This window comes from Streptomyces sp. SLBN-31, assembly GCF_006715395.1.
In the GTDB taxonomy this organism is placed as follows: Bacteria; Actinomycetota; Actinomycetes; order Streptomycetales; family Streptomycetaceae; genus Streptomyces.
The window spans coordinates 2,951,739-2,970,001 of the sequence record NZ_VFNC01000001.1 but is presented as its reverse complement, the minus strand read 5'-3'; the positions used below and the strand labels follow the sequence as shown (position 1 = coordinate 2,970,001).

Here is an 18,263-nt window from a genome sequence, read left to right as displayed (position 1 = left end):
GTCAGCCGGCGGGCACCTCCAGCTTGCTGATCCGCACCGCGCCGGCGGCCTCACCGGGGTGTCGGCTGGTCAGGGTGAGCCGCAGCCGGGAGCCGGTCACCGCGTCGAAGGCGATGACGCTGGGCGCGTCCGAGGTGCCGGCCCAGTCGACGGATGCCCCCGTGACCGGCACGAACGCGTCGCCGTCCCACACGGCCGCCTCGACGGACGCCGGCAGGCCGTGCGTCGCGTCCACGGTGAAGGAGACCTCGACCCGGCTCATGGTCCGGCGCCTGCCGAAGTCCACCGACACCCAGTCCTTCGGCCGGGCTCCGCCGAACGCGGGCAGCAGGGCGGTGGCCGACTTGGCGAAGGCGTTGGACCAGCCGGTGGCCGCGTCGCCGTCGAGCATCGCGGCGGGCAGGGTGTCCGGGCGTCCGGAGTAACTGGCGTCCGCCAGAGGGTGGTTCGGGGCAGGTGGCTGCTCGGGGGCGAACTTGGGCGGAGGCGTCGTCGCGGCCGAGCGGGCCGGGGTGGTACGCACGGCCGCCGTACCGGCCCGCAGGCCCTGGGCCCGCGCGGTCACCTTCAACCGGCCGGCCTCGGTGCCGGAGCGCACGATGGCGAGCGCCTTGCCGTGGAAGGCGGTCCGGGTGGTGGCCTGGTAGCGCTCGGCGCTCTCCTCGCGGCCGTTGTCGAGTCCGGCGAGGGAGCCACCGTCCACGTCGAAGGTGATCAGGTCCTCGGCGTCGGGCACCACCACCCCGCGCGCGTCGACGATCTCGGCCGTCACGAACAGCAGCGACCGCCCGTCCGCGGCGACGGACTCGCGGTCGGGGATGAGCCGTACGGCGTGCGCCCTGCCCGCCGTCCGCAGCACGTCGGTCGCGACCGTCTTGCCGCTCCGCCGGGCCACCGCCTTCAACTCGCCCGGTGCGAACGGCACTTTCCAGATCAGGTGGAGCTTGCCCGCGCTGCCGTTCGGGCTGGTGTAACTGCCGGGGTAGGGGCCGCCGGTGAAGGTCTTGTCGTCGCCGGTCGCCTCGGTGGTCTCCAGATAGGTCCGGCCGTCGACCGTCTTCTTGGTGTCGAACGAACGGGTGCCGAGCGACTTGCCGTTGAGGAACAGCTCGACCGTCTCGACGTTGGAGTAGGCCCACACCTCGACCGTGTCGCCCTGCTCGTGGTTCCAGCTCATGGGCAGCAGGTGCACCATCGGCTCGGCCGTCCACTGGCTGCGGAAGAGGTGGTACATGTCCTTCGGGAAGCCGGCCGTGTCCACCGCGCCGAAGAAGGAGGCCTTCACCGGGAAGACGTTGTACGGGGTCGGCTCCCCGATGTAGTCGATGCCGGACCACAGGAACTGCCCGGCGAACCACTTCCGGTCCCGGTCCTTCTTGTGACCGTACTCGCCGCTCATGGTCCAGGAGGCGAGGTTGTTGTCGTAGGAGGAGGTCGCGCGCCTGCCCGGGGTGTGGTTCTCGCCGGTGTTGAGGTGTTCGGGCTCCTGGTACGTCGAGCGGGTCGAGGTCTCCGACGACGACTCGGACTCGAAGAGGAACAGGTGCGGATAGGCCGCGTGCAGCGCGTCGACCGACCTGGCCGTGTTGTAGTTGAGGCCGAGCCCGTCGAGCTTGGCCAGCATCAGGTCGGCCGCGGAGCCCTTGGCGGGCGGGTTGCGGTACTTGTCGGAGCCGATGACCAGCGGCCGGGTGTCGTCGGCTGCCTTGACGGCGCCGATGATGCGGTCGGCCATGGCGAGGCCGGCGGTCGAGGTGGAGTCGGGGATCTCGTTGCCGATGGACCACAGCACCACCGCGGGCGAGTTCCGGGCCGCCAGGACCATCTCGGTGGCGTCCTTCTCGCACCACTCGTCGAAGAACCGCCCGTAGTCGTACTTGGTCTTGCCGGTCCTCCAGCAGTCGAAGGCCTCGACCATCATCACGATGCCCAGTTCCTCGCAGACCTGGATCATCTGCGGCGAGGGCGGGTTGTGGGAGGTGCGGAAGGCGTTGACGCCCATCGACTTCATGATGGTCATCTGCCGGCGGACCGCGTCGATGCTGACGGCGGCGCCGAGGGCGCCCTGGTCGTGGTGGAGGTCGACGCCCTTGACCTTGGCGGGGGTGCCGTTGAGGGAGAAGCCCTCGTCGGGGTCGAAACGGAAGTCGCGGATGCCGAAGGTGGTGTCGCGGGTGTCGACGGGTCTGCCGCCGACGCGCAGCTCGGTCGCCAGGGTGTAGCGGTGCTCCGGGGTCGCGAAGTCCCACAACAGGGGCTTCGGCACGGTCAGTTCATGGGTCTCGGCCGCTCTGTCGGTGACCGTGACGGTGGTCGCCGCACGGGCCACCGTGCGGCCGCGCGGGTCCTTCACCGCCGACCTGATCTCGACCCGGCTCGCGGCGCCCGACTCGTTCACCACCGCGGTGCGCACCCTGACGACGGCCCGCTCGGTCGTGATGTCGGGCGTGGTGACGTACGTGCCCCAGCGCTCCACGTGCACCGGCTCGGTGATCACCAGGCGGGCCTCGCGGTAGATGCCGCTGCCCGAGTACCAACGGCTGCTGGGGAGCTGGTTCTGGACCTTGACGGCGATCACGTTCGTGGTCGTGCCGTCGGTGTGCACGACGTCGGTGAGGTCGAGGGCGAAGCCGGTGTAGCCGTAGGGATGGCGGCCGACCTGGGTGCCGTTGCAGTACACGTAGGAGTCCATGTAGACACCGTCGAACTCCACCGAGATCCGCTTGCCGGCGAGCGCGGCCGGGAGGGTGAAGGCCAGGCGGTACCAGCCGAGGCCGCCGGGGAAGAAGCCGGTGCCGCTGGTGGTGCCGTGCTCGGTGGTGGGGGTCTGCTCGATGCTCCAGTCGTGCGGGACGGCGACCTCGCGCCACGCCGAGTCGTCGTAACCGGGGTCGGGGGCGCCCGCGTAGGCACCGGTCGGATCGGTGATGCCGCCCGGGTCGACCAGCGCGAAGCGCCAGCCGTCACGCAGGGCCACCGTCAGCCGGCCGGAAGCGCTCCCGGCGGCCTCGGCGGCCCGGGCCGCCGGGGTGGCGAGGAGCACTCCGGCCGCCGGCGCGGCGGTGGAGGCGAGCAAAACCGATCTGCGAGTGACCGTCATGACGGCTCTCCCTCATCAGGGCCCAGAAGTACTCACAACTGATCGTGAACAAACAGATTCTGACGGAGGGCCAGTCGGCGGCGTCAAGGGTGCGGCAAGCGCGTTCTGCCTCAGGAGGGCGCAACGGCCGGATTTCCCCCTTGACCGGCCCGCCGCGCGGGCGACGGGGTTCGGCGTCCGCGTCGGACGCCGACGGACTAGTCTGGAACCGAAGTGACCCAGCGGTTCACTGTGAGTGTTCGCGATGGAGTGGCGATGGGCCCGGAGTATCCGTTCGACGATGCCGCGACGGCTCGGGCCGTCGTCGACGACTCCGGCACGCTCGTCGAGTGGAACGCGGGCGCCGAGCTCCTGCTGGGCTGGCCGGCCGGCGACGTCGTGGGGCGCCCCGCCCATGGTCTGCTGGCCGATACGGAGGTCCCCACGCCCCTGGGCCCCCGCTGGGACGGCACGGTCACGCTGCGCCACCGCGACGGCCACGAGGTCTCCACCTGGCTGCTCGCGCATCACTGGCCCGCGCGGGTCGGCGGCCCCGGCCGCTGGCTGGTGGTGAGCCCCCTGGACGGCGGCGGTCCGCCCCCCGCGGACGACCCGCTGGCCACGGCGGCGCTCACCCAGTCGCCCTGCGCCGTCGCCGTCTACGACGACCGGCTGCGGCTGCGCCGGGTCAACGACGCCATGGCCGACGTGATCGGGCTGCCCGAGCACCTCATGCAGGGACTGCGCCTGCCCGAGATCGGCGGCAGGCCCGAGAGCGAGGAACTGGAGCGGCACATGCTCCGGGTGCTCACCAGCGGGCGGGCGCTGGACGTCCAGACGTGGATGCGCACCGGCGGTGAGGACAGCGCACACGCCTGGCTCGCCCGGATGGCCCCGGTCAGGGACGCGGCGGGGCAGGTGCGCGGCGTGTGCCTGGCCGCCCACGACTTCACCGACAACTACCTCGCCCGGGAGCGGCTGCAACTGGTCAACGAGGCGAGCGTGCGCATCGGCTCCACCCTCGACGTCGCCCGTACGGCGCAGGAGCTGGCCGACGTCTTCGTCCCGGCCCTGGCCGACCTGGTCAGCATCGACCTGCTGGACCCGACGGAGCACGGCGAGCTCGCGCCGCGGCTGAGCGCCCCGATCGGCCTGCGCCGCGCCGCGCACGGCTCGGTGAACCCCGGCACCCCGGAAGCCGTCCTCAAGCCCGGGCAGATCGAGCACTACCCCGCCGGTTCGCCCCAGGCCGACTCGCTGACGGCGGGCCGCACGATCGTCGCCTCGGTCGCCCAGGGAGACATCGACCAGTGGCTGAGCTGGCACAAGGCGCGCGCCGACCGGGTCAGGGAGTACGGCATCCACTCCACGATGTCGGTGCCCATCCAGGCCCGCGGGCTGACCCTCGGGGTCGCGGTCCTGACCCGGTTCCGGCGGCCGGACCCGTTCACGGCGGACGACGTGCTGCTGGCGGAGGAGATCACCGCGCGGGCCGGCGTGTGCATCGACAACGCCCGCCGCTTCTCCCGGGAGCGGGAGACCGCCCTCGCCCTGCAGCGCAGTCTGCTGCCCCGCTCGCTGCCGCGCACGGCCGCCGTGGACGCCGCCTCGCGCTACCTCCCGGCGGCGCGCGCCGGGGTGGGCGGCGACTGGTTCGACGTGATCCCGCTGTCCGGGATGCGGGTGGCCATGGTCGTCGGGGACGTCGTCGGCCACGGCATCCAGGCCTCGGCGACCATGGGCCGCCTGCGCACCGCCGTGCGCACCCTCGCCGACATCGACCTCGCCCCGGACGAGCTCCTGACCCACCTGGACGACCTGGTGGTACGGCTGTCCGACGAGGCGGGTGGCGACGGCAGTCCCGGCGAGGTCGGCGCCACCTGCCTGTACGCGGTCTACGACCCGGTGTCGCGGCGCTGCACGCTCGCCCGCGCCGGCCATCCGCCGCCGGTGGTGGTCCCGCCGGGAGGCGCGCCCGATCAGGTGGAGCTGCCGGCCGGGCCGCCGCTGGGTCTGGGCGGGCTGCCGTTCGAGAGCGCCGAGCTGGACCTGCGCGAGGGCAGCGTGCTGTCGTTCTACACGGACGGCCTGATCGAGACCCGCGAGCGGGACGTGGACGCCGCCCACCGGCTGCTGTGCGACGCCCTGGCCACGTACTCCGACTCGCTGGACGAGACCTGCGACCGGATCCTGCACGCCCTGCTGCCGCCGGGCGGCGCCCAGGACGACGTGGCGCTGCTGCTGGCCCGCACCCGCGGTCTGCCCGCCTCCCAGGTGGCGACCTGGCACATCCCCGCCGACCCGGCGCTGGTCGCCCCGATCCGCAAGCAGGTCGTCGAGCAGCTCGACAACTGGAGCCTGCAGGAGGCCGCGTTCACCGCCGAGCTGGTGGTGAGCGAGCTGGTCACCAACGCGATCCGGTACGGCGCCCACCCCATCCGGCTGCGGCTTATCCACGACGCGGCCACGCTGATCTGCGAGGTGTCCGACACCAGCCACACGGCCCCGCACCTGCGGCGCGCCAAGACGTGGGACGAGGGCGGCCGCGGACTGCTGCTGGTCGCGCAGCTCACCCAGCGCTGGGGCAGCCGGCACACGGCGGAGGGCAAGACGATCTGGGCGGAGATCGGACTGCTCGACGCGGAGTGACCGCGCCGGAGCCACGGTCGGCGCCGCGCCCGCTCAGGACGTGTCCGCCAGCCAGGGCCTGACCTGCCGGCGCGCCTCGTGCAGCCGCGACTTGAACGTACCCAGCGGAATCCCGGCACGCTCGGCGGCCTCTGCGTACTCCAGCTGGCAGATGTCCCGGTAGACCAACGGCTCCACGAGCTGCGGGTGTTCGCGCTCCAGCCGCTCCAGCGCCTCCAGCAGGTCGACGCGGGAGCCGGCGATGACGCTGGTGGTGCGCGGGTCGGCCCGCGGCACCTCCTCCGCCGGGGCGGGCACCTCGGCGGACCGCCGTTTGAGTTCCCGGTACTTCTGCCGGCAGCAGTTGGCCACGACGGTGTGCAGCCAGGTGCCGAAGCGGCTGCGCCCCTCGAACGTGCCGATCTTCCTGGCGAGTTGCAGCAGGACGTCCTGGGCCGCCTCCTCGGCATCCTCCCGGCAGGGCAGGAACCGGCCGCAGCGCCGCAGGACCTCGGGCCGGACCGCCTGCAGCAGTTCCTCCAGCGCCGCGCGGTCCCCGGCCGCCGCGTGCCGGGCGAGGTCCTCGACTGGCGCGACCAGGTGTTCTGCTCGGGATCGGTCCACGGCCAGGCATGATAGTCGTATGCACTCCGTCGAGCGGATCGGGCGCTACCGGCTCGAACGGCGCCTTGGCGCGGGCGCGTTCGGCACCGTCTGGCTGGCGCACGACGACGAGCTGCGGGCGCCGGTGGCGGTCAAGGTCCTCGCCGACAACTGGTCCCACCGTCTGGATGTCCGCGAGCGCTTCCTGGCGGAGGCGCGGATGCTTCGGCAGGCCGGCTCCGATCGGGTCGTGCAGGTCCACGACATCGGTGAACTGCCGGACGGAAGGCCGTACTTCGTCATGGAGTACGCCGACGGCGGCACCCTCGCCGACCTGGTCGCCGCCGGTGTGCCGCCGGTGCCCGAAGCGCTGCGGCTGACGGCGTCGGCCGCCCGGGGCGCGGCCGCACTGCACGAGGCGGGGATCGTGCACCGGGACATCAAGCCGAGCAACGTACTGCTGTGCGCCTCCCCCGGCGGCGGCTCGCGGGTGCTGCTGGCCGACCTGGGGCTGGCCAAGAGCCTGGCACAGGCGTCCGGCCTCACCCAGGCCGCCGGGTCGGCGGGCTACCGGCCGCCGGAGCAGGCCACCGCGGGCAGCGGCATCGACGCGCGCGCCGACGTGTACAGCCTGGGGGCGCTCGGATACCACCTGGTCACCGGCGCGGTCCCGGGCGAGCCCGGCAGGATCGCGCGGCCCGACCGGCTGCGTCCGGGGCTGGACCCGGCGGTGCGGCGGGCGCTGCTGCGGGCGCTGGAGCCGGACAGGGAACGGCGCTGGCCCAGCGCGCGGGCCTTCGCCGAGGAGCTGGAGCGCCTCGCCGCCCCCGGACACCGGCCCCGCCCGCGCCGAAGGGTCCTGGCGCTGGCCGGCGCCCTGGCGGTGTGCGCCACCGCCACCGCGGTCGCCGTACCACTGGCGGTGTCGGACCGCTCCCCCACCCCGCCCGCCGACGTGCGCGCGACGGACGCGACGGGCCGGGTCGCGGCCGAGGTGCCCCGTGCCTGGGGACGGCAGCTGCGCGGTTCGGGATGGGATCCGCGCGTGCTGGGCCTGCCCGCCGGACACCAGCCGGGGTTCGTCGTCGCGGACGACCTGACGAGGTGGCAGGACCTGACGGCGGAAGTGAACGGCGTGTTCGTCGGCCGGACCGGCGACGGGGATCTCACGGCGGCGGTGGACGCCCTCACCCACCCCGGCTGCCACTACGACGGCGCCCACGGGTACTCGGGCACCGTGTGGCACGGCAGGGTCCGCGTGTGGAGCGGCTGCCTGGGCTCGGGCGGGTCCGTCACCGAGGCCGCGCTCGCCCCCGCCCACGGCACCGGGCGGCCGGGCGTGTACGTGCAGATCCGCGAGCGGGGCGGGGCGACGGCAACCGATCATGTCCTGACTTCGGTACACCTCGGAAACTGACCAGGCACACTCTTCTCGCGCCAGAACTTTTTCGTCCCGGCGCGCATCGGACATACATGACGGGGCACAGAGCGCCGTACCCACCCGCCGCGGCGGGTGCGTGAAGACACTGGGAGTGCTGAGGACCATGGCGAAGAAGTCCCCCTCCGTCCAGCGGACGGCCCTGCTCGCGGGCACGGCCGCGCTGCTCGGCCTGCTGACGGCCTGCGGCAGCGGCGGCGACGGCACGGCGAGCTCTCCGACGACCCTGCCCGGCACGGCGGCGCCCGCCACGGACGGCTCCACGAGCGCGCCCGCGACGGCGACCGACTCCGCGACCCAGTCGACGGGCCCGTCCGGCGAGGCCGCGACCGTCAAGCCGTCCAAGACCGCGACCTCGGCGGCGGGCGCCTCCGGTCGGTGCCACACCTCCGAGCTGCGGGCCTCCGTAGGACGCAACGACCCCGGGGCCGGGCAGGAGAACTTCCCGATCGTGCTGACCAACGCCTCCTCCCGTACCTGCACGGTGCGCGGCTTCCCGGGCGCCGCGTTCGTCGACGCGTCGGGCAAGCAGCTGGGACCGGATCCCAAGCGCGAGTCGGGGAGCACCCCGACGACCGTGACGCTGGCCCCGGGCCGGAGTGCCTGGGCGGGACTGACCTTCTCCAACCCGGAGGTCAGCGGCGCGGACCCGGCCACCCCGGCGGCGCTGCTGGTGACTCCGCCGGACGAGCGGGCCTCCCTGAAGGTGACGTGGACGGGCGGTCAGGTACCCGTGTCGGGCAACTCGTCCTCGGTGTTCCTGACGGTGTTCAACCCGGGCTCCGGCGCCTGAGCGGTAGGGGCGGGAGCGCTTTCTTACCGTGAGCTGCTTTGATGGATCATCCCGCCCCGATCCGCTCCGAAGGACCCTGCCCTGAACACCCCGCTCGCCGAGACGCTGTCCGTCCTCCTGCTCGTCGCCGTCCTCGCCTTCGCCGTCCTGCGGCCGAAGGGCCTGCCGGAGGCGGTGCTGGCCGTTCCCGCCGCGGGGCTCGTCATCGCCACGGGCGCGATCTCGCTCGGCCACGCGCGGGAGGAGGCCGCGCGGCTCGGGCCCGTCGTCGGCTTTCTCGCTGCCGTGCTGGTACTGGCTCACTTCTGTGACGTCGAGGGGCTCTTCCAGGCGTGCGGGGCGTGGATGGCCCGTCGGGCCGCGGGCTCCCCGGGGCGGCTGCTGGGCGCGGTGTTCATGCTGGCCTCGGTGATCACGGCCGTGCTCAGCCTGGACGCCACGGTGGTGCTGCTGACGCCGGTGGTGTTCGCCACCGCGGCCCGGGCGGGCGTCCGGGCCAGGCCGCACCTGTACGCGTGCGCCCATCTGTCGAACACAGCCTCGCTGCTGCTGCCCGTGTCCAATCTGACGAACCTGCTCGCGTTCGAGACGAGCGGGCTGAGCTTCACCCGGTTCGCCCTGCTGATGACGCTGCCGTGGCTCGTCGCGATCGGCGCCGAGTACGTGGTGTTCCGCCGCTTCTTCGGCGACGACCTGAGGATCGCCGCCCAGCCCTGCGGGCCGGGCGAGACACCTGAGCTGCCCCTGTTCGCGCTGGTCACCGTGGGCTGCACGCTGGCCGGGTTCGCCGTGGCCTCCGCCGTGGGCGTGGAGCCGGCCTGGGTGGCCGCCGCGGGCGCGCTGGTGCTGGCCGGCCGCTCGCTCGTACGGCGGAAGGCGACGCCGCTGACGGTCGTGCGGGCCTCGGCGCCGGCGTTCTTGGCGTTCGTGCTCGCGCTGGGGATCGTGGTGCGGGCGGTGGTCGACAACGGCCTGGCCGACGCCCTCGACCGCATTGTGCCGTCCGGTTCCGGTCTGCTCGCGCTGCTCGGCGTCGCCGTGCTGGCCGCCGTCCTGGCGAACCTGATCAACAACCTGCCCGCGGTCCTGGTCCTGCTGCCGCTGACCGCCGCGGCCGGGCCGGGCGCCGTGCTGGCGGTGCTGCTCGGGGTGAACATCGGCCCCAACCTGACGTACGCCGGTTCGCTGGCCACGCTGCTGTGGCGGCGGATCGTGCACCGGCACGAACACGACGTGGGCCTCGGGGAGTTCACCCGGCTGGGCCTGCTGGCCACCCCGGCCGCCCTGGTGCCGGCCGTGGCGGCGCTGTGGCTGTCGTTGCAGGTCGTGGGCTGAGCCGCCGGGCGCCTCGCCGGGTCAGTGGCGGCCTCCGCCGTAGCCACCACCGCCGTAGCCACCACCGCCGTAGCCGCCTCCATTGCCGCCGCCGTACCCGCCCGCGCCGCAGTAGTACGGGTTGTAGTAGCAGTACGGGTTCGTCGGGTAGCCGCTCGACGGTGTCGGCGCGGGCTGCGCGGTCGTCGGGGTGGCGGAGGGCGTCGGCTTGTCGGCCGCCTTGGGCGTGGGCGTGGGGGTGGGTGTCGGAACGGGCGTGGTGTCCTCGTCCCAGTTGACGACCTGCATCTGCAGGTCGGCCTTCACAGTGTCGAAGGCCCAGCGCTGCACGCCGCTGTCCTGGCGGGTCTTGAGCACCAGGGCGCCCGAGCCGTCGGTGGCGGCGGGGGCCATGGCCAGGTCCTGGTTCCAGCGCGGCACCAGCGCGCCCCGCAGGGTGAAGTCGTAGCGGATGTTCTTCTGGACGCCGCCCGTGCAGGGTGCGAGCACCACCGAGTAGCCGAGGTGGGAGTCGAGGCAGAGTTCGGGGTCGGCGACGCTGCGCAGCCGGCCGTCGGTCTCGTAGCGCCACTGCTGAGTGCCGGCCGAGGAGCAGGAGGCCAGTTCGGTCTCGGCGCCCTCGACGGCCTTCTTGCCGACGACCGACACGCAGAGGCCGGAGCCGACGTTGTGCAGCCGCCCCTGGACGTTGCCCTGGGACGCCTCGCTCGCGCTGATCCAGGACGGGTTGCCGGTCGGGGTGCTCTTCGCCGGGCCGGGCGTCCGGGAGGGGTGGCCGCCGCCGGCCGGCGTGGTGTGGTCGCCGTTGCCGAGGACGGCCCACAGCACGAGCGGAATGACGATCAGTCCGCTCACCGTGAGGACGGCCGCGGTGAGGTTGCGGCGGCGGGCCGCGGCGCGCCGGGCGGCCTTGCGGTCCGACCGGCGGGAGGCGGTACCGCCGCCGGGGCGGGGTCCGCCGCCGGCGACGGTCCGGGCGGGGGCCGGGGGCATGCCGGGCGGCGCGAAGAAGGGCTCGCCCGCCATCACCGGGGGGCGGAGTTCCTCGGGCAGCGCGCTGCCCTCGACGGGGCCGGCGAGTCTGGACTCCACATAGGCCTGGGCGCCCCAGCCGAGGACCGCCTCGGCCAGTGCGAGGCCGATCGCCTGGTTGAACTGGGCGAGTTGGTCCGCGGTGTACCGGCAGTGCCGGCAGCGGGCGAGGTGCGCGGCCAGGTCGGGGTCGACGTCGGCTCCGCCGCGCCGGTAGGTCACGTCGAGCATGCGCAGATAGCGCCGGCACTCCTGCTCGGGGGCGAGTTCGCGGTGGACCTGGAGGCACTCCTCGCGCAGCCGCTCGCGGGCCCGTCCGAGTTCGATTCGAGCGTCCTCCGCGTCCAGGCCGAGCAGCGCGCCGGGTATCTCGATGGGCTCGGCCTCGACCTCGACGTGCCACAGCAGGCAGCGGGACGACTGGGGCAGCCGCTGGAACGCCCCGGACAGCAGGCGCCGGTGGGGTGGCGGCAGCAGCCGGGCCGCCACGTGCTCCCCGCCGTCCGCCTCGGAGCGCAGTTGCGGGTGGAGGTGTTCGCGACGGTGGTCGTTGTCCCATTCGGCGGCGATACGGCGCACGGTGACGAGGAGTTGGGGGCGCCAGGCGGAGGTGGGGCCGTTCTGCCGGAGTGTCTCGCCGAAGAGCCGGGTGAAGGCGGCGGTCGTGAGCATTCCCGCTGAGGGCGTGCCGTCGGTGCACAACCGGGCGTAGGCGAACCCCGCCTCCCAGTGCCGGTCCAGGAGTTCACCGACGGGCTGCAGCGCGGGCGACGATCCGGTCCACTTCTTGAGTTCGGCACTCAGTTGCTCGTCCGTCACCTCGAACCGGCGGGCAGATGTGGGGGAATTCGACAGGCCGGCGTCGTTCACGGCTGCATTCCTCTCGGGGCACGCACATAAAGTCCATACCAATTGGTATGGGGATACGTCGACAAGGCGACGACATCCACTCGTACAGGGTTCGGCATCTCGAACGTCTGCCGGAAACGGCTCTTTTGGAGCCCGGGACGAACGGGAGAGGCCTCGCGCGCACAGTGAAAACATGCGTTTTCTGTGCGCCGCCGACGCACACCTTTGCACAGGTCAGCGAAGCGGAACAAGGGATCTCGCGGTTTTGTGCATTCCGTGCCCGGCGTGCGATATTGACGAAACGTCAATGCCGCGGAACGTTATTCGCGTCACACGACCGGGACACCGCGCGAAAACCATTGACCGACCCGCCTCACCACATGCGCCCTCTGGCGCTCCGGCGTACGCCCGCTCACTCGCCAACCATTGACCCGCACGCCCGGTACACGCCGGGCGGCACCCCGTACCGGTCGTGGAAGACCCGGTTGAAGTGGAACGGGCTGGCGAACCCCGAAGCCGCCGCCACCCGCTCCACGGACAGGTCGCTGCCCTCCAGCAGCAGGGCCGCGTGCCGCAGCCGCGCCTCGCGCAGCGCCCGCATCGGCGACCGGCCCAACTGCTCGGTGAACAGGTGGGCGAAGCGGGAGGGCGACAGGGAGACCCGTGCGGCGAGCGAGCGGACGGTGTGCGGGCCGGCCGGGTCGGCGGCGATGAGCGCCTCGGCCCGGCGCACCCGCTCGTCGATGCCGGGCCCCGTCGCGGGCGGCCGGGCCGTGGCCGCCGTGAGCAGGACGATCTCCTCCAGGGAGGACAGGGCGAGTTCGCGGGCGGCGGTCCCGTGCGCCACGGCCACGCGGTCGTGGCGGGGTGCGGTCGCGGGCGGAGCCTCGGTCCCGGTCCAGCGCGCGTCGGCGAGCATCCGCCCGAAGGCGGTCTCCACCCGGCCGTGCACGGCGGCGGGGGCCGGTGTGACGGCGTACAGGCCGTCGCCGGCGTCGTACGGGCGCAGCCACGGTGTCCAGGCCGGCCGGCCCTGGCAGTGGACCCACCAGAACCGCCAGCCCTCGGCGCCCGGTTCGACGGCGTACCGGTGCGGTGCCCCGGGTGCCAGCACGACCAGGTCACCGGTGCCGGCCGTGACTTCCGCCCGCCCCTGGCGCACCCGGCCGCGGCCACCGGTCGTCCACAGGAAGAGCCAGCTCTCGGCTCCGCCCGGGCGGCTGATCCCGTACCCCGGGAGCTCGTCGTAGCGGCCGATCACGACCAGGCCCGGCGGCGGCGCAGCAGCCTCGGGCAATCGGTCAGCGTTCACGGGCATCCTCCGGTGCGTGGCAGCCGCCTAGCTTAGAAGGCGGATGACACCTCTGAAAGTCCCGAGAAGGAGGAGCAGGATGACAGCCACGGATATCGGCGCCGTCGAGGGTTCACCGCTGACCGCGGACGGGCTGCGGCAGTTCCAGGAGGACGGGTTCACCGTCCTGCGCGGGCTGTTCGGGCACGACGAGATCGACCTGTTGCGCGCGGAGTTCACGGCGCTGCACGCGGGGGGCCCGGTGCCGGGGCACTTCCAGCCGCGGGCGGGCACCGACCCCCTGGCCGCCTACCCGAGGGTGATGCAGCCGCACGAGATCAACGAGCGGGCGCGCCGCGTCCTGCTGGACGCCCGGCTGCGCACGGTGCTGGAGGTGCTGCTCGGCGAGGAGGTGCTGGCCGCGCAGAGCATGTTCTACTTCAAGCCGCCCGGCGCCCGGGGGCAGGCGCTGCACCAGGACAACTTCTATCTGCGCGTGGAGCCGGGCACCTGTGTCGCGGCCTGGGTGGCCTGCGATGTGATCGACCGCGACAACGGCGGTCTTGAGGTGGTGCCGGGCACGCACCTGATGGACCTGTTCTGCCCGGAGGAGGCGGACGCGGACGTGTCGTTCGCGCGGGAGTACGTCGCGCCGCCCGAGGGGCTGACCGCCGTGCCGGTCGACATGGCGCCGGGCGACGTCCTGTTCTTCAACGGCAGCGTGGTGCACGGCTCGCAGCCCAACCGCACCGCCGACCGGTTCCGGCGGTCGTTCATCGGGCACTACGTGGGCCGGTCGGCCGAGCGGATCGGCGCGTACTACCGCACGATGGCGATGAGCGGCGAGCGGGTCGTGCTGCCGGAGAGCGAGGGGGCGGGCCCGTGCGGCACGGAGTTCGCGCCGCAGGGGCCCCATTAGTCAGCCGTGGCCCACGATCGGGTGCGGGGTGTACGGCCGCTCCAGTTCCTCGATCTCCTTCTCGCTGAGCCGGAGTTCGACCGCGGCCACGGCGTCCTCGATGTGGTGCGGCTTGGCCGCGCCGATGATCGGGGCCACCACCGTCTCCTGGTGCAGCAGCCAGGCGAGGGCCACCTGGGCGCGAGGGACGCCCCGGTCGTTCGCGATCCGGGTGACCGCCTCGACGATGGTGCGGTCGCCCTCCGGGTAGAGGCGGCTGCCGAAGTCATCGTTGGCGCTGCGGTCGGTCACCGTGCCCCAGTCACGGGTGAGCCGGCCGCGGGCCAGCGGGCTCCAGGGCAGGACACCGACGCCCTGGTCGGCGCAGAGCGGCAGCATCTCCCGTTCCTCCTCGCGGTAGAGGAGGTTGTAGTGGTTCTGCATGGACACGAACTTGGTCCAGCCGTGCCGCTCGGCGGTGTACTGCATCTTGGAGAACTGCCAGGCGTACATCGAACTCGCCCCGATGTAGCGGACCTTGCCCGCCTTCACCAGGTCGTGCAGGGCCTCCATGGTCTCCTCGACCGGGGTGTGCGGGTCGAAACGGTGGATCTGGTAGAGGTCCACGTAGTCCGTGCCCAGGCGCCCGAGACTGTGGTCGATCTCGGTCATGATGGCCTTGCGGGACAGGCCGGCGCCGTTGGGGCCGGGCCGCGTGCGGCCGTGTGCCTTGGTCGCGAGCACGATCTCGTCGCGGTTGGCGTACTCGCGCAGCGCTTTGCCGACGATCTCCTCGCTGGTGCCGTCGGAGTACACGTTCGCCGTGTCGAAGAAGTTGATGCCGGCCTCCAGCGCCTGCCGGATCAGCGGCCGCGAATCCTCCTCGCCGAGGGTCCATTCGTGCACGCCTCGGTCGGGCAGGCCGTAGGTCATGCAGCCCAGACAGATCCGCGACACGTCCAGGCCCGTCGAACCGAGCTTCACGTACTGCATCGTTACTGCTCCTGCCTTCGGGTGGGGTACGAGGGGAGCGTACGACTTCGCGCGCGCCCCATGTCCGACGCGGGACGTCAGCCGCCGTCCAGCAGGTCCAGTGCCCGCTCCCAGCCGAACTCCGGCCGCACACCGTCCCGCCCCGGCTCCCCGGTGTACCGCTCGCCGAACCGGACGCCCATGTCGCGCAGCCGTACGAGGCTGTCCCGGTAGGCGGGGTGGGTGGCCAGGGCGTCGGCCACGCAGGGCAGGACGGCGACCGGGACGCCCAGGCCGCAGGCCTCGCACAGGGTCGCCACGGCGAGGGTGTCGGCGAGGCCCGCCGCCCACTTGTTGACCGTGTTGAAGGTGGCGGGAGCCGCCACGACCGCGTCGGGCGGCGGGAAGGGGCGCGGATCGCCCGGGGTGCGCCAGGCGGAGCGTATGGGGCGGCCGGTCTGCGCCCCGACGGCCTCGGTGTCGAAGAAGCCGTTCGTCGCGACGGGCGTCGCGATCACGCCGACCTCCCAGTCCCGCTGCTGCGCGGCGGTGATCAGCCTGCCCACGTCCGCCGCGATGCCGGCGGCGCAGACGACGACGTAGAGGAAGGGTTTCCCGGCCTGTTCGGTCATCCGGGAACCCTACTGAAGGGGGAAGGACCGCCCGCGCTCGGCTTCCGGCCGGGGTCCGTGGATGCGGCGTTCGCCCTCCTCGATCGGCACGTCGTTGATGCTGGCCTCGCGGCGGGTCATCAGGCCGTGCTCGTCGAACTCCCACAGCTCGTTGCCGTAGGAGCGCCACCACCGGCCGTCGGCGTCGTGGCACTCGTACTGGAAGCGGACGGCGATGCGGTTGCCGTCGAAGGCCCACAGGTCCTTGCGCAGGGCGTAGTCCAGCTCGCGCTGCCACTTGCGGGTCAGGAACGCGACGATCTCCTCGCGGCCGGTGACGAAGGTGTCGCGGTTGCGCCAGACCGAGTCCTCGGAGTAGGCGAGCGCCACCTTGTGCGGGTCGCGGGTGTTCCAGGCGTCCTCGGCCGCCTGCACCTTCTGCGCGGCGGTCTCGCGGGTGAAGGGGGGAAGGGGCGGACGGTCGGCCATGGTGCCTCCTCGGCGGGCGGACGGCAGTGGAGAACGGGCGTTCTCCGGTCTGCTGCTACCCTAGGAGAACGCTCGTTCTCACGTCAAGGAAGGTCGCACCCGGCATGGTCGTCATGGACAGTTCCGCCGCCCGTGAGCAGGTGCTGGACGCGGCCGAGGAGTTGTTCTACGGGCGGGGCATCCAGTCCGTCGGCATGGACGACATCCGGGGGGCGTCGGGTGTCTCGCTCAAGCGGCTCTACCGACTGTTCCCGGCCAAGGAGCAGTTGGTGGAGGCGTATCTGGAGCGGCGCGACGCGCGCTGGCGGGGCCGGCTCGCCGAGTTCGTGGCGCGCCGGGAGGATCCCGAGGAGCGGCTCCTGGCGGTCTTCGACTGGCTGGAGGGCTGGTTCGCCGAGGACGGCTTCCGCGGGTGCGCGTGGATCAACTCCTACGGCGAGCTCGGGGCCACGTCGGAGCGCGTCGTGGCCCAAGTGCGCCTGCACAAGGGGGAGTTCCGGAAGTACGTCGAGGGGCTGGTGTCCGCCGCCGGGCTGCCCGGCCCGCTGTCCGGGCAGCTGTTCCTGCTGGCGGAGGGCGCCATGGTGACCGCCGGCATCACCCGAAGCACCGAGCCCGCCCGCCAGGCCCGCACGGCGGCGGAACTACTGCTGCGGTGCTGCCGCGCGGGGTGAGCAACCGGCCGCGGGGCCGCCACGCCGGGTGGACAACCGGCTGCTGGCCCGTCGCCCCGAATGAGCGACCGGGCTGCCGGGCCGTCGCATCGGGCGAGCAAGCGGCTGCGTGGCCGCCACGCCGCGGCGGGTGTGTCGGCTTCGGGGCGTACGCCTCAGCCGTCGGTCACGGTGATCGCGCCCACCGGGCAGGCGCGGGCCGCCTCCCGGACCATCGGGTCCCCGCCGCCGTCCTCGCGGCCGGGCAGCAGGGTGCTGAATCCGTCGTCGTCCTGGGTGAAGACGCCCGGGGCGGACAGGGCGCACTGGCCGGCGCCGATGCAGACGTCCTGGTCGATGTCGATGCGCATGGACGTGAGCCTCTACCAGGTCACGGGGAGTTCCAGCATCCCCTGGATCGTGTCGCCGGGCTTGAAGGGGATCTCGTCGGCCGGGGCGGCCAGGCGCATGGCCGGCAGCCGGTCGAAGAGGGTGCGCAGGGCGATGTCGAGTTCGGCGCGGGCCAGGTTCTGGCCGAGGCACTGGTGGATGCCGAAGCCGAAGGCCACGTGGTGGCGGGCCGGGCGGTGCCAGTCGAGGGTGTCGGGGTCGGCGTAGACGTCCTCGTCCCGGTTGATGACGGAGGTCGAGAAGAGCACCCCGTCGCCGGAGCGGATGACCGTGTCGCCCACCTGGATGTCCTCCGTCGCCCTGCGCAGCAGACCGTCCGCGATCGACAGCATGCGCATGAGCTCCTCGACCGCCTGGGGCATCAGCTCCGGGTCTGCCCGCAACTCGGCCAGTTTCTCCGGGTGCTGGAGGAGGGTGAAGGTGCCGAGCGAGATCATGTTGGCCGTGGTCTCGTGGCCGGCGACCAGCAGAATGGTGGCGAACGCGATGACGTCCTGCCGGTCCAGCACGCCCTCCCGCAGCTGCCGGTGGACGAGTTCGTCGAGCACGCCGTCGCCGGGCTCGGACTGCTTCAGCTTGCGGTCGATCAAGTCCTCGAAGTAGGCGTCCAGTTGATCGCGCGCGTCCTGCACATCCGTCACCTTCGGGCCGCGCAGCAGCCGGCGGGACTGTCCCTCGAAGAATTCGTGGTCGGCGTAGGGCACGCCGAGCAGCGCGCAGATCACCATCGAGGGCACGGGCAGCGCGAAGGCGCTCACCAGCTCGGCGGGCGGCCCCTGGGCGATCATGTCGTCGAGCAGCCCGTCCACGATCCGCTGGATCTGCGGGCGGAGGTCGACGGCCCTGCGGAGGGTGAAGCTGGGGACCATCATGCGGCGCTGGACACGGTGCTCGGGGTCGTCGACGCCGAGCAGCGCGAGCCTCCGGTTGCGCACCGAGGCGAAGCGTTCGGTGGGCGCCGGGAAGTCGGGGTGGTTGCGGTCGGTGGACAGGCGCTGGTCTGCGAGCAGTTCCCGGGCGAGGGCGTGACCGGTCACCAACCAGGCGGGACGTCCGTCGTAGAGGGTGATCCGGGCCAGTGGGCGGGTGCCGCGCACGGGCTCGTAGGCGGTCGGCGGGTGGTAGGGGCAGGTGCGGTCCTGGGGGAAGGCCACGGGTTCCGCTTGCGTCATGGAAGACCT

The 18,263-nt window shown here is 72.7% G+C and carries 15 protein-coding genes; 6 read left to right on the top strand and 9 right to left on the bottom strand.

Annotated elements, in window-relative coordinates; translation table 11 throughout:
* Nucleotide 1 precedes the first annotated feature (1 nt).
* Nucleotides 2–3,100 carry a glycoside hydrolase family 2 TIM barrel-domain containing protein gene (locus FBY22_RS13705; RefSeq protein ID WP_142145474.1) on the bottom strand — a complete coding sequence of 1,033 codons (3,099 nt, stop codon included), beginning with the start codon at nt 3,098–3,100 and terminating at the stop codon, nt 2–4.
* A 255-nt stretch (nt 3,101–3,355) separates the two neighbouring features.
* On the opposite strand from FBY22_RS13705, the gene FBY22_RS13700 reads away from it, so the two are divergent.
* The gene (locus tag FBY22_RS13700) at nt 3,356–5,728 is read left to right on the top strand and encodes a SpoIIE family protein phosphatase (protein ID WP_142145471.1); all 2,373 of its coding nucleotides are present in this window, start codon (nt 3,356–3,358) and stop codon (nt 5,726–5,728) included.
* A 33-nt stretch (nt 5,729–5,761) separates the two neighbouring features.
* Here the strand turns inward: FBY22_RS13700 and FBY22_RS13695 are convergent, their stop codons facing one another.
* A complete protein-coding gene (locus tag FBY22_RS13695) occupies nt 5,762–6,331 on the bottom strand; it encodes an RNA polymerase sigma factor (RefSeq protein ID WP_142145469.1) in 570 nt (189 codons plus the stop codon).
* A gap of 19 nt (nt 6,332–6,350) precedes the next feature.
* On the opposite strand from FBY22_RS13695, the gene FBY22_RS13690 reads away from it, so the two are divergent.
* The 3 genes from FBY22_RS13690 to FBY22_RS13680 all read left to right on the top strand — a co-directional run bounded on the left by FBY22_RS13690 (nt 6,351) and on the right by FBY22_RS13680 (nt 9,876).
* Entirely contained in the window at nt 6,351–7,727 is a 1,377-nt protein-coding gene (locus FBY22_RS13690) for a serine/threonine-protein kinase (protein ID WP_142145467.1), read from the top strand.
* A 127-nt stretch (nt 7,728–7,854) separates the two neighbouring features.
* Nucleotides 7,855–8,541, top strand: a complete 687-nt coding sequence (locus FBY22_RS13685) for a DUF4232 domain-containing protein (RefSeq protein ID WP_142145465.1) — start codon at nt 7,855–7,857, stop codon at nt 8,539–8,541.
* Between the two features lie 81 nt (nt 8,542–8,622).
* On the top strand, nt 8,623–9,876 hold the full coding sequence (locus FBY22_RS13680) for an SLC13 family permease (RefSeq protein WP_174267200.1): 1,254 nt from the start codon (nt 8,623–8,625) through the stop codon (nt 9,874–9,876).
* A 21-nt stretch (nt 9,877–9,897) separates the two neighbouring features.
* On the opposite strand, the gene FBY22_RS13675 is transcribed toward FBY22_RS13680, so the two are convergent.
* Both FBY22_RS13675 and FBY22_RS13670 read right to left on the bottom strand, forming a co-directional pair.
* Nucleotides 9,898–11,778: an RICIN domain-containing protein gene (locus FBY22_RS13675; RefSeq protein WP_260844827.1), complete on the bottom strand. Its 1,881-nt coding sequence runs from the start codon at nt 11,776–11,778 to the stop codon at nt 9,898–9,900.
* Nucleotides 11,779–12,169: 391 nt separating this feature from the next.
* Complete coding sequence (locus FBY22_RS13670; protein WP_142145459.1) at nt 12,170–13,075, bottom strand: helix-turn-helix domain-containing protein; 906 nt, start codon at nt 13,073–13,075, stop codon at nt 12,170–12,172.
* 73 nt (nt 13,076–13,148) lie between these two features.
* On the opposite strand from FBY22_RS13670, the gene FBY22_RS13665 reads away from it, so the two are divergent.
* The gene (locus FBY22_RS13665; protein ID WP_142145458.1) at nt 13,149–13,967 is read left to right on the top strand and encodes a phytanoyl-CoA dioxygenase family protein; all 819 of its coding nucleotides are present in this window, start codon (nt 13,149–13,151) and stop codon (nt 13,965–13,967) included.
* Here the strand turns inward: FBY22_RS13665 and FBY22_RS13660 are convergent, their stop codons facing one another.
* The 3 genes from FBY22_RS13660 to FBY22_RS13650 all read right to left on the bottom strand — a co-directional run bounded on the left by FBY22_RS13660 (nt 13,968) and on the right by FBY22_RS13650 (nt 16,018).
* A complete protein-coding gene (locus FBY22_RS13660) occupies nt 13,968–14,939 on the bottom strand; it encodes an aldo/keto reductase (protein WP_142145455.1) in 972 nt (323 codons plus the stop codon).
* Nucleotides 14,940–15,016: 77 nt separating this feature from the next.
* Nucleotides 15,017–15,550 (bottom strand): flavoprotein, encoded by a 534-nt coding sequence (locus FBY22_RS13655; RefSeq protein ID WP_142145453.1) that lies wholly within the window; start codon nt 15,548–15,550, stop codon nt 15,017–15,019.
* A 9-nt stretch (nt 15,551–15,559) separates the two neighbouring features.
* Entirely contained in the window at nt 15,560–16,018 is a 459-nt protein-coding gene (locus FBY22_RS13650; protein ID WP_142145451.1) for a nuclear transport factor 2 family protein, read from the bottom strand.
* A 113-nt stretch (nt 16,019–16,131) separates the two neighbouring features.
* Between FBY22_RS13650 and FBY22_RS13645 the strand changes: the two genes are divergently transcribed.
* Nucleotides 16,132–16,692, top strand: a complete 561-nt coding sequence (locus FBY22_RS13645) for a TetR/AcrR family transcriptional regulator (protein ID WP_142145449.1) — start codon at nt 16,132–16,134, stop codon at nt 16,690–16,692.
* A 155-nt stretch (nt 16,693–16,847) separates the two neighbouring features.
* Here FBY22_RS13645 and FBY22_RS13640 read toward each other — a convergent pair whose 3' ends face one another.
* Both FBY22_RS13640 and FBY22_RS13635 read right to left on the bottom strand, forming a co-directional pair.
* Nucleotides 16,848–17,042 (bottom strand): ferredoxin, encoded by a 195-nt coding sequence (locus FBY22_RS13640; protein ID WP_142145447.1) that lies wholly within the window; start codon nt 17,040–17,042, stop codon nt 16,848–16,850.
* 12 nt (nt 17,043–17,054) lie between these two features.
* The gene (locus FBY22_RS13635; RefSeq protein WP_142145445.1) at nt 17,055–18,254 is read right to left on the bottom strand and encodes a cytochrome P450; all 1,200 of its coding nucleotides are present in this window, start codon (nt 18,252–18,254) and stop codon (nt 17,055–17,057) included.
* Between the last annotated feature and the right edge of the window lie 9 nt (nt 18,255–18,263).

Bases quoted from the DNA above. Each gene is read 5' to 3' on its own strand.
- FBY22_RS13705 (WP_142145474.1), bottom strand. From the start codon at position 3,100: ATGACGGTCACTCGCAGATCGGTTTTGCTCGCCTCCACCGCCGCGCCG.
- FBY22_RS13700 (WP_142145471.1), top strand. From the start codon at position 3,356: ATGGGCCCGGAGTATCCGTTCGACGATGCCGCGACGGCTCGGGCCGTC.
- FBY22_RS13690 (WP_142145467.1), top strand. From the start codon at position 6,351: ATGCACTCCGTCGAGCGGATCGGGCGCTACCGGCTCGAACGGCGCCTT.
- FBY22_RS13685 (WP_142145465.1), top strand. From the start codon at position 7,855: ATGGCGAAGAAGTCCCCCTCCGTCCAGCGGACGGCCCTGCTCGCGGGC.
- FBY22_RS13670 (WP_142145459.1), bottom strand. From the start codon at position 13,075: ATGCCCGTGAACGCTGACCGATTGCCCGAGGCTGCTGCGCCGCCGCCG.
- FBY22_RS13665 (WP_142145458.1), top strand. From the start codon at position 13,149: ATGACAGCCACGGATATCGGCGCCGTCGAGGGTTCACCGCTGACCGCG.
- FBY22_RS13660 (WP_142145455.1), bottom strand. From the start codon at position 14,939: ATGCAGTACGTGAAGCTCGGTTCGACGGGCCTGGACGTGTCGCGGATC.
- FBY22_RS13655 (WP_142145453.1), bottom strand. From the start codon at position 15,550: ATGACCGAACAGGCCGGGAAACCCTTCCTCTACGTCGTCGTCTGCGCC.
- FBY22_RS13650 (WP_142145451.1), bottom strand. From the start codon at position 16,018: ATGGCCGACCGTCCGCCCCTTCCCCCCTTCACCCGCGAGACCGCCGCG.
- FBY22_RS13645 (WP_142145449.1), top strand. From the start codon at position 16,132: ATGGACAGTTCCGCCGCCCGTGAGCAGGTGCTGGACGCGGCCGAGGAG.
- FBY22_RS13640 (WP_142145447.1), bottom strand. From the start codon at position 17,042: ATGCGCATCGACATCGACCAGGACGTCTGCATCGGCGCCGGCCAGTGC.
- FBY22_RS13635 (WP_142145445.1), bottom strand. From the start codon at position 18,254: ATGACGCAAGCGGAACCCGTGGCCTTCCCCCAGGACCGCACCTGCCCC.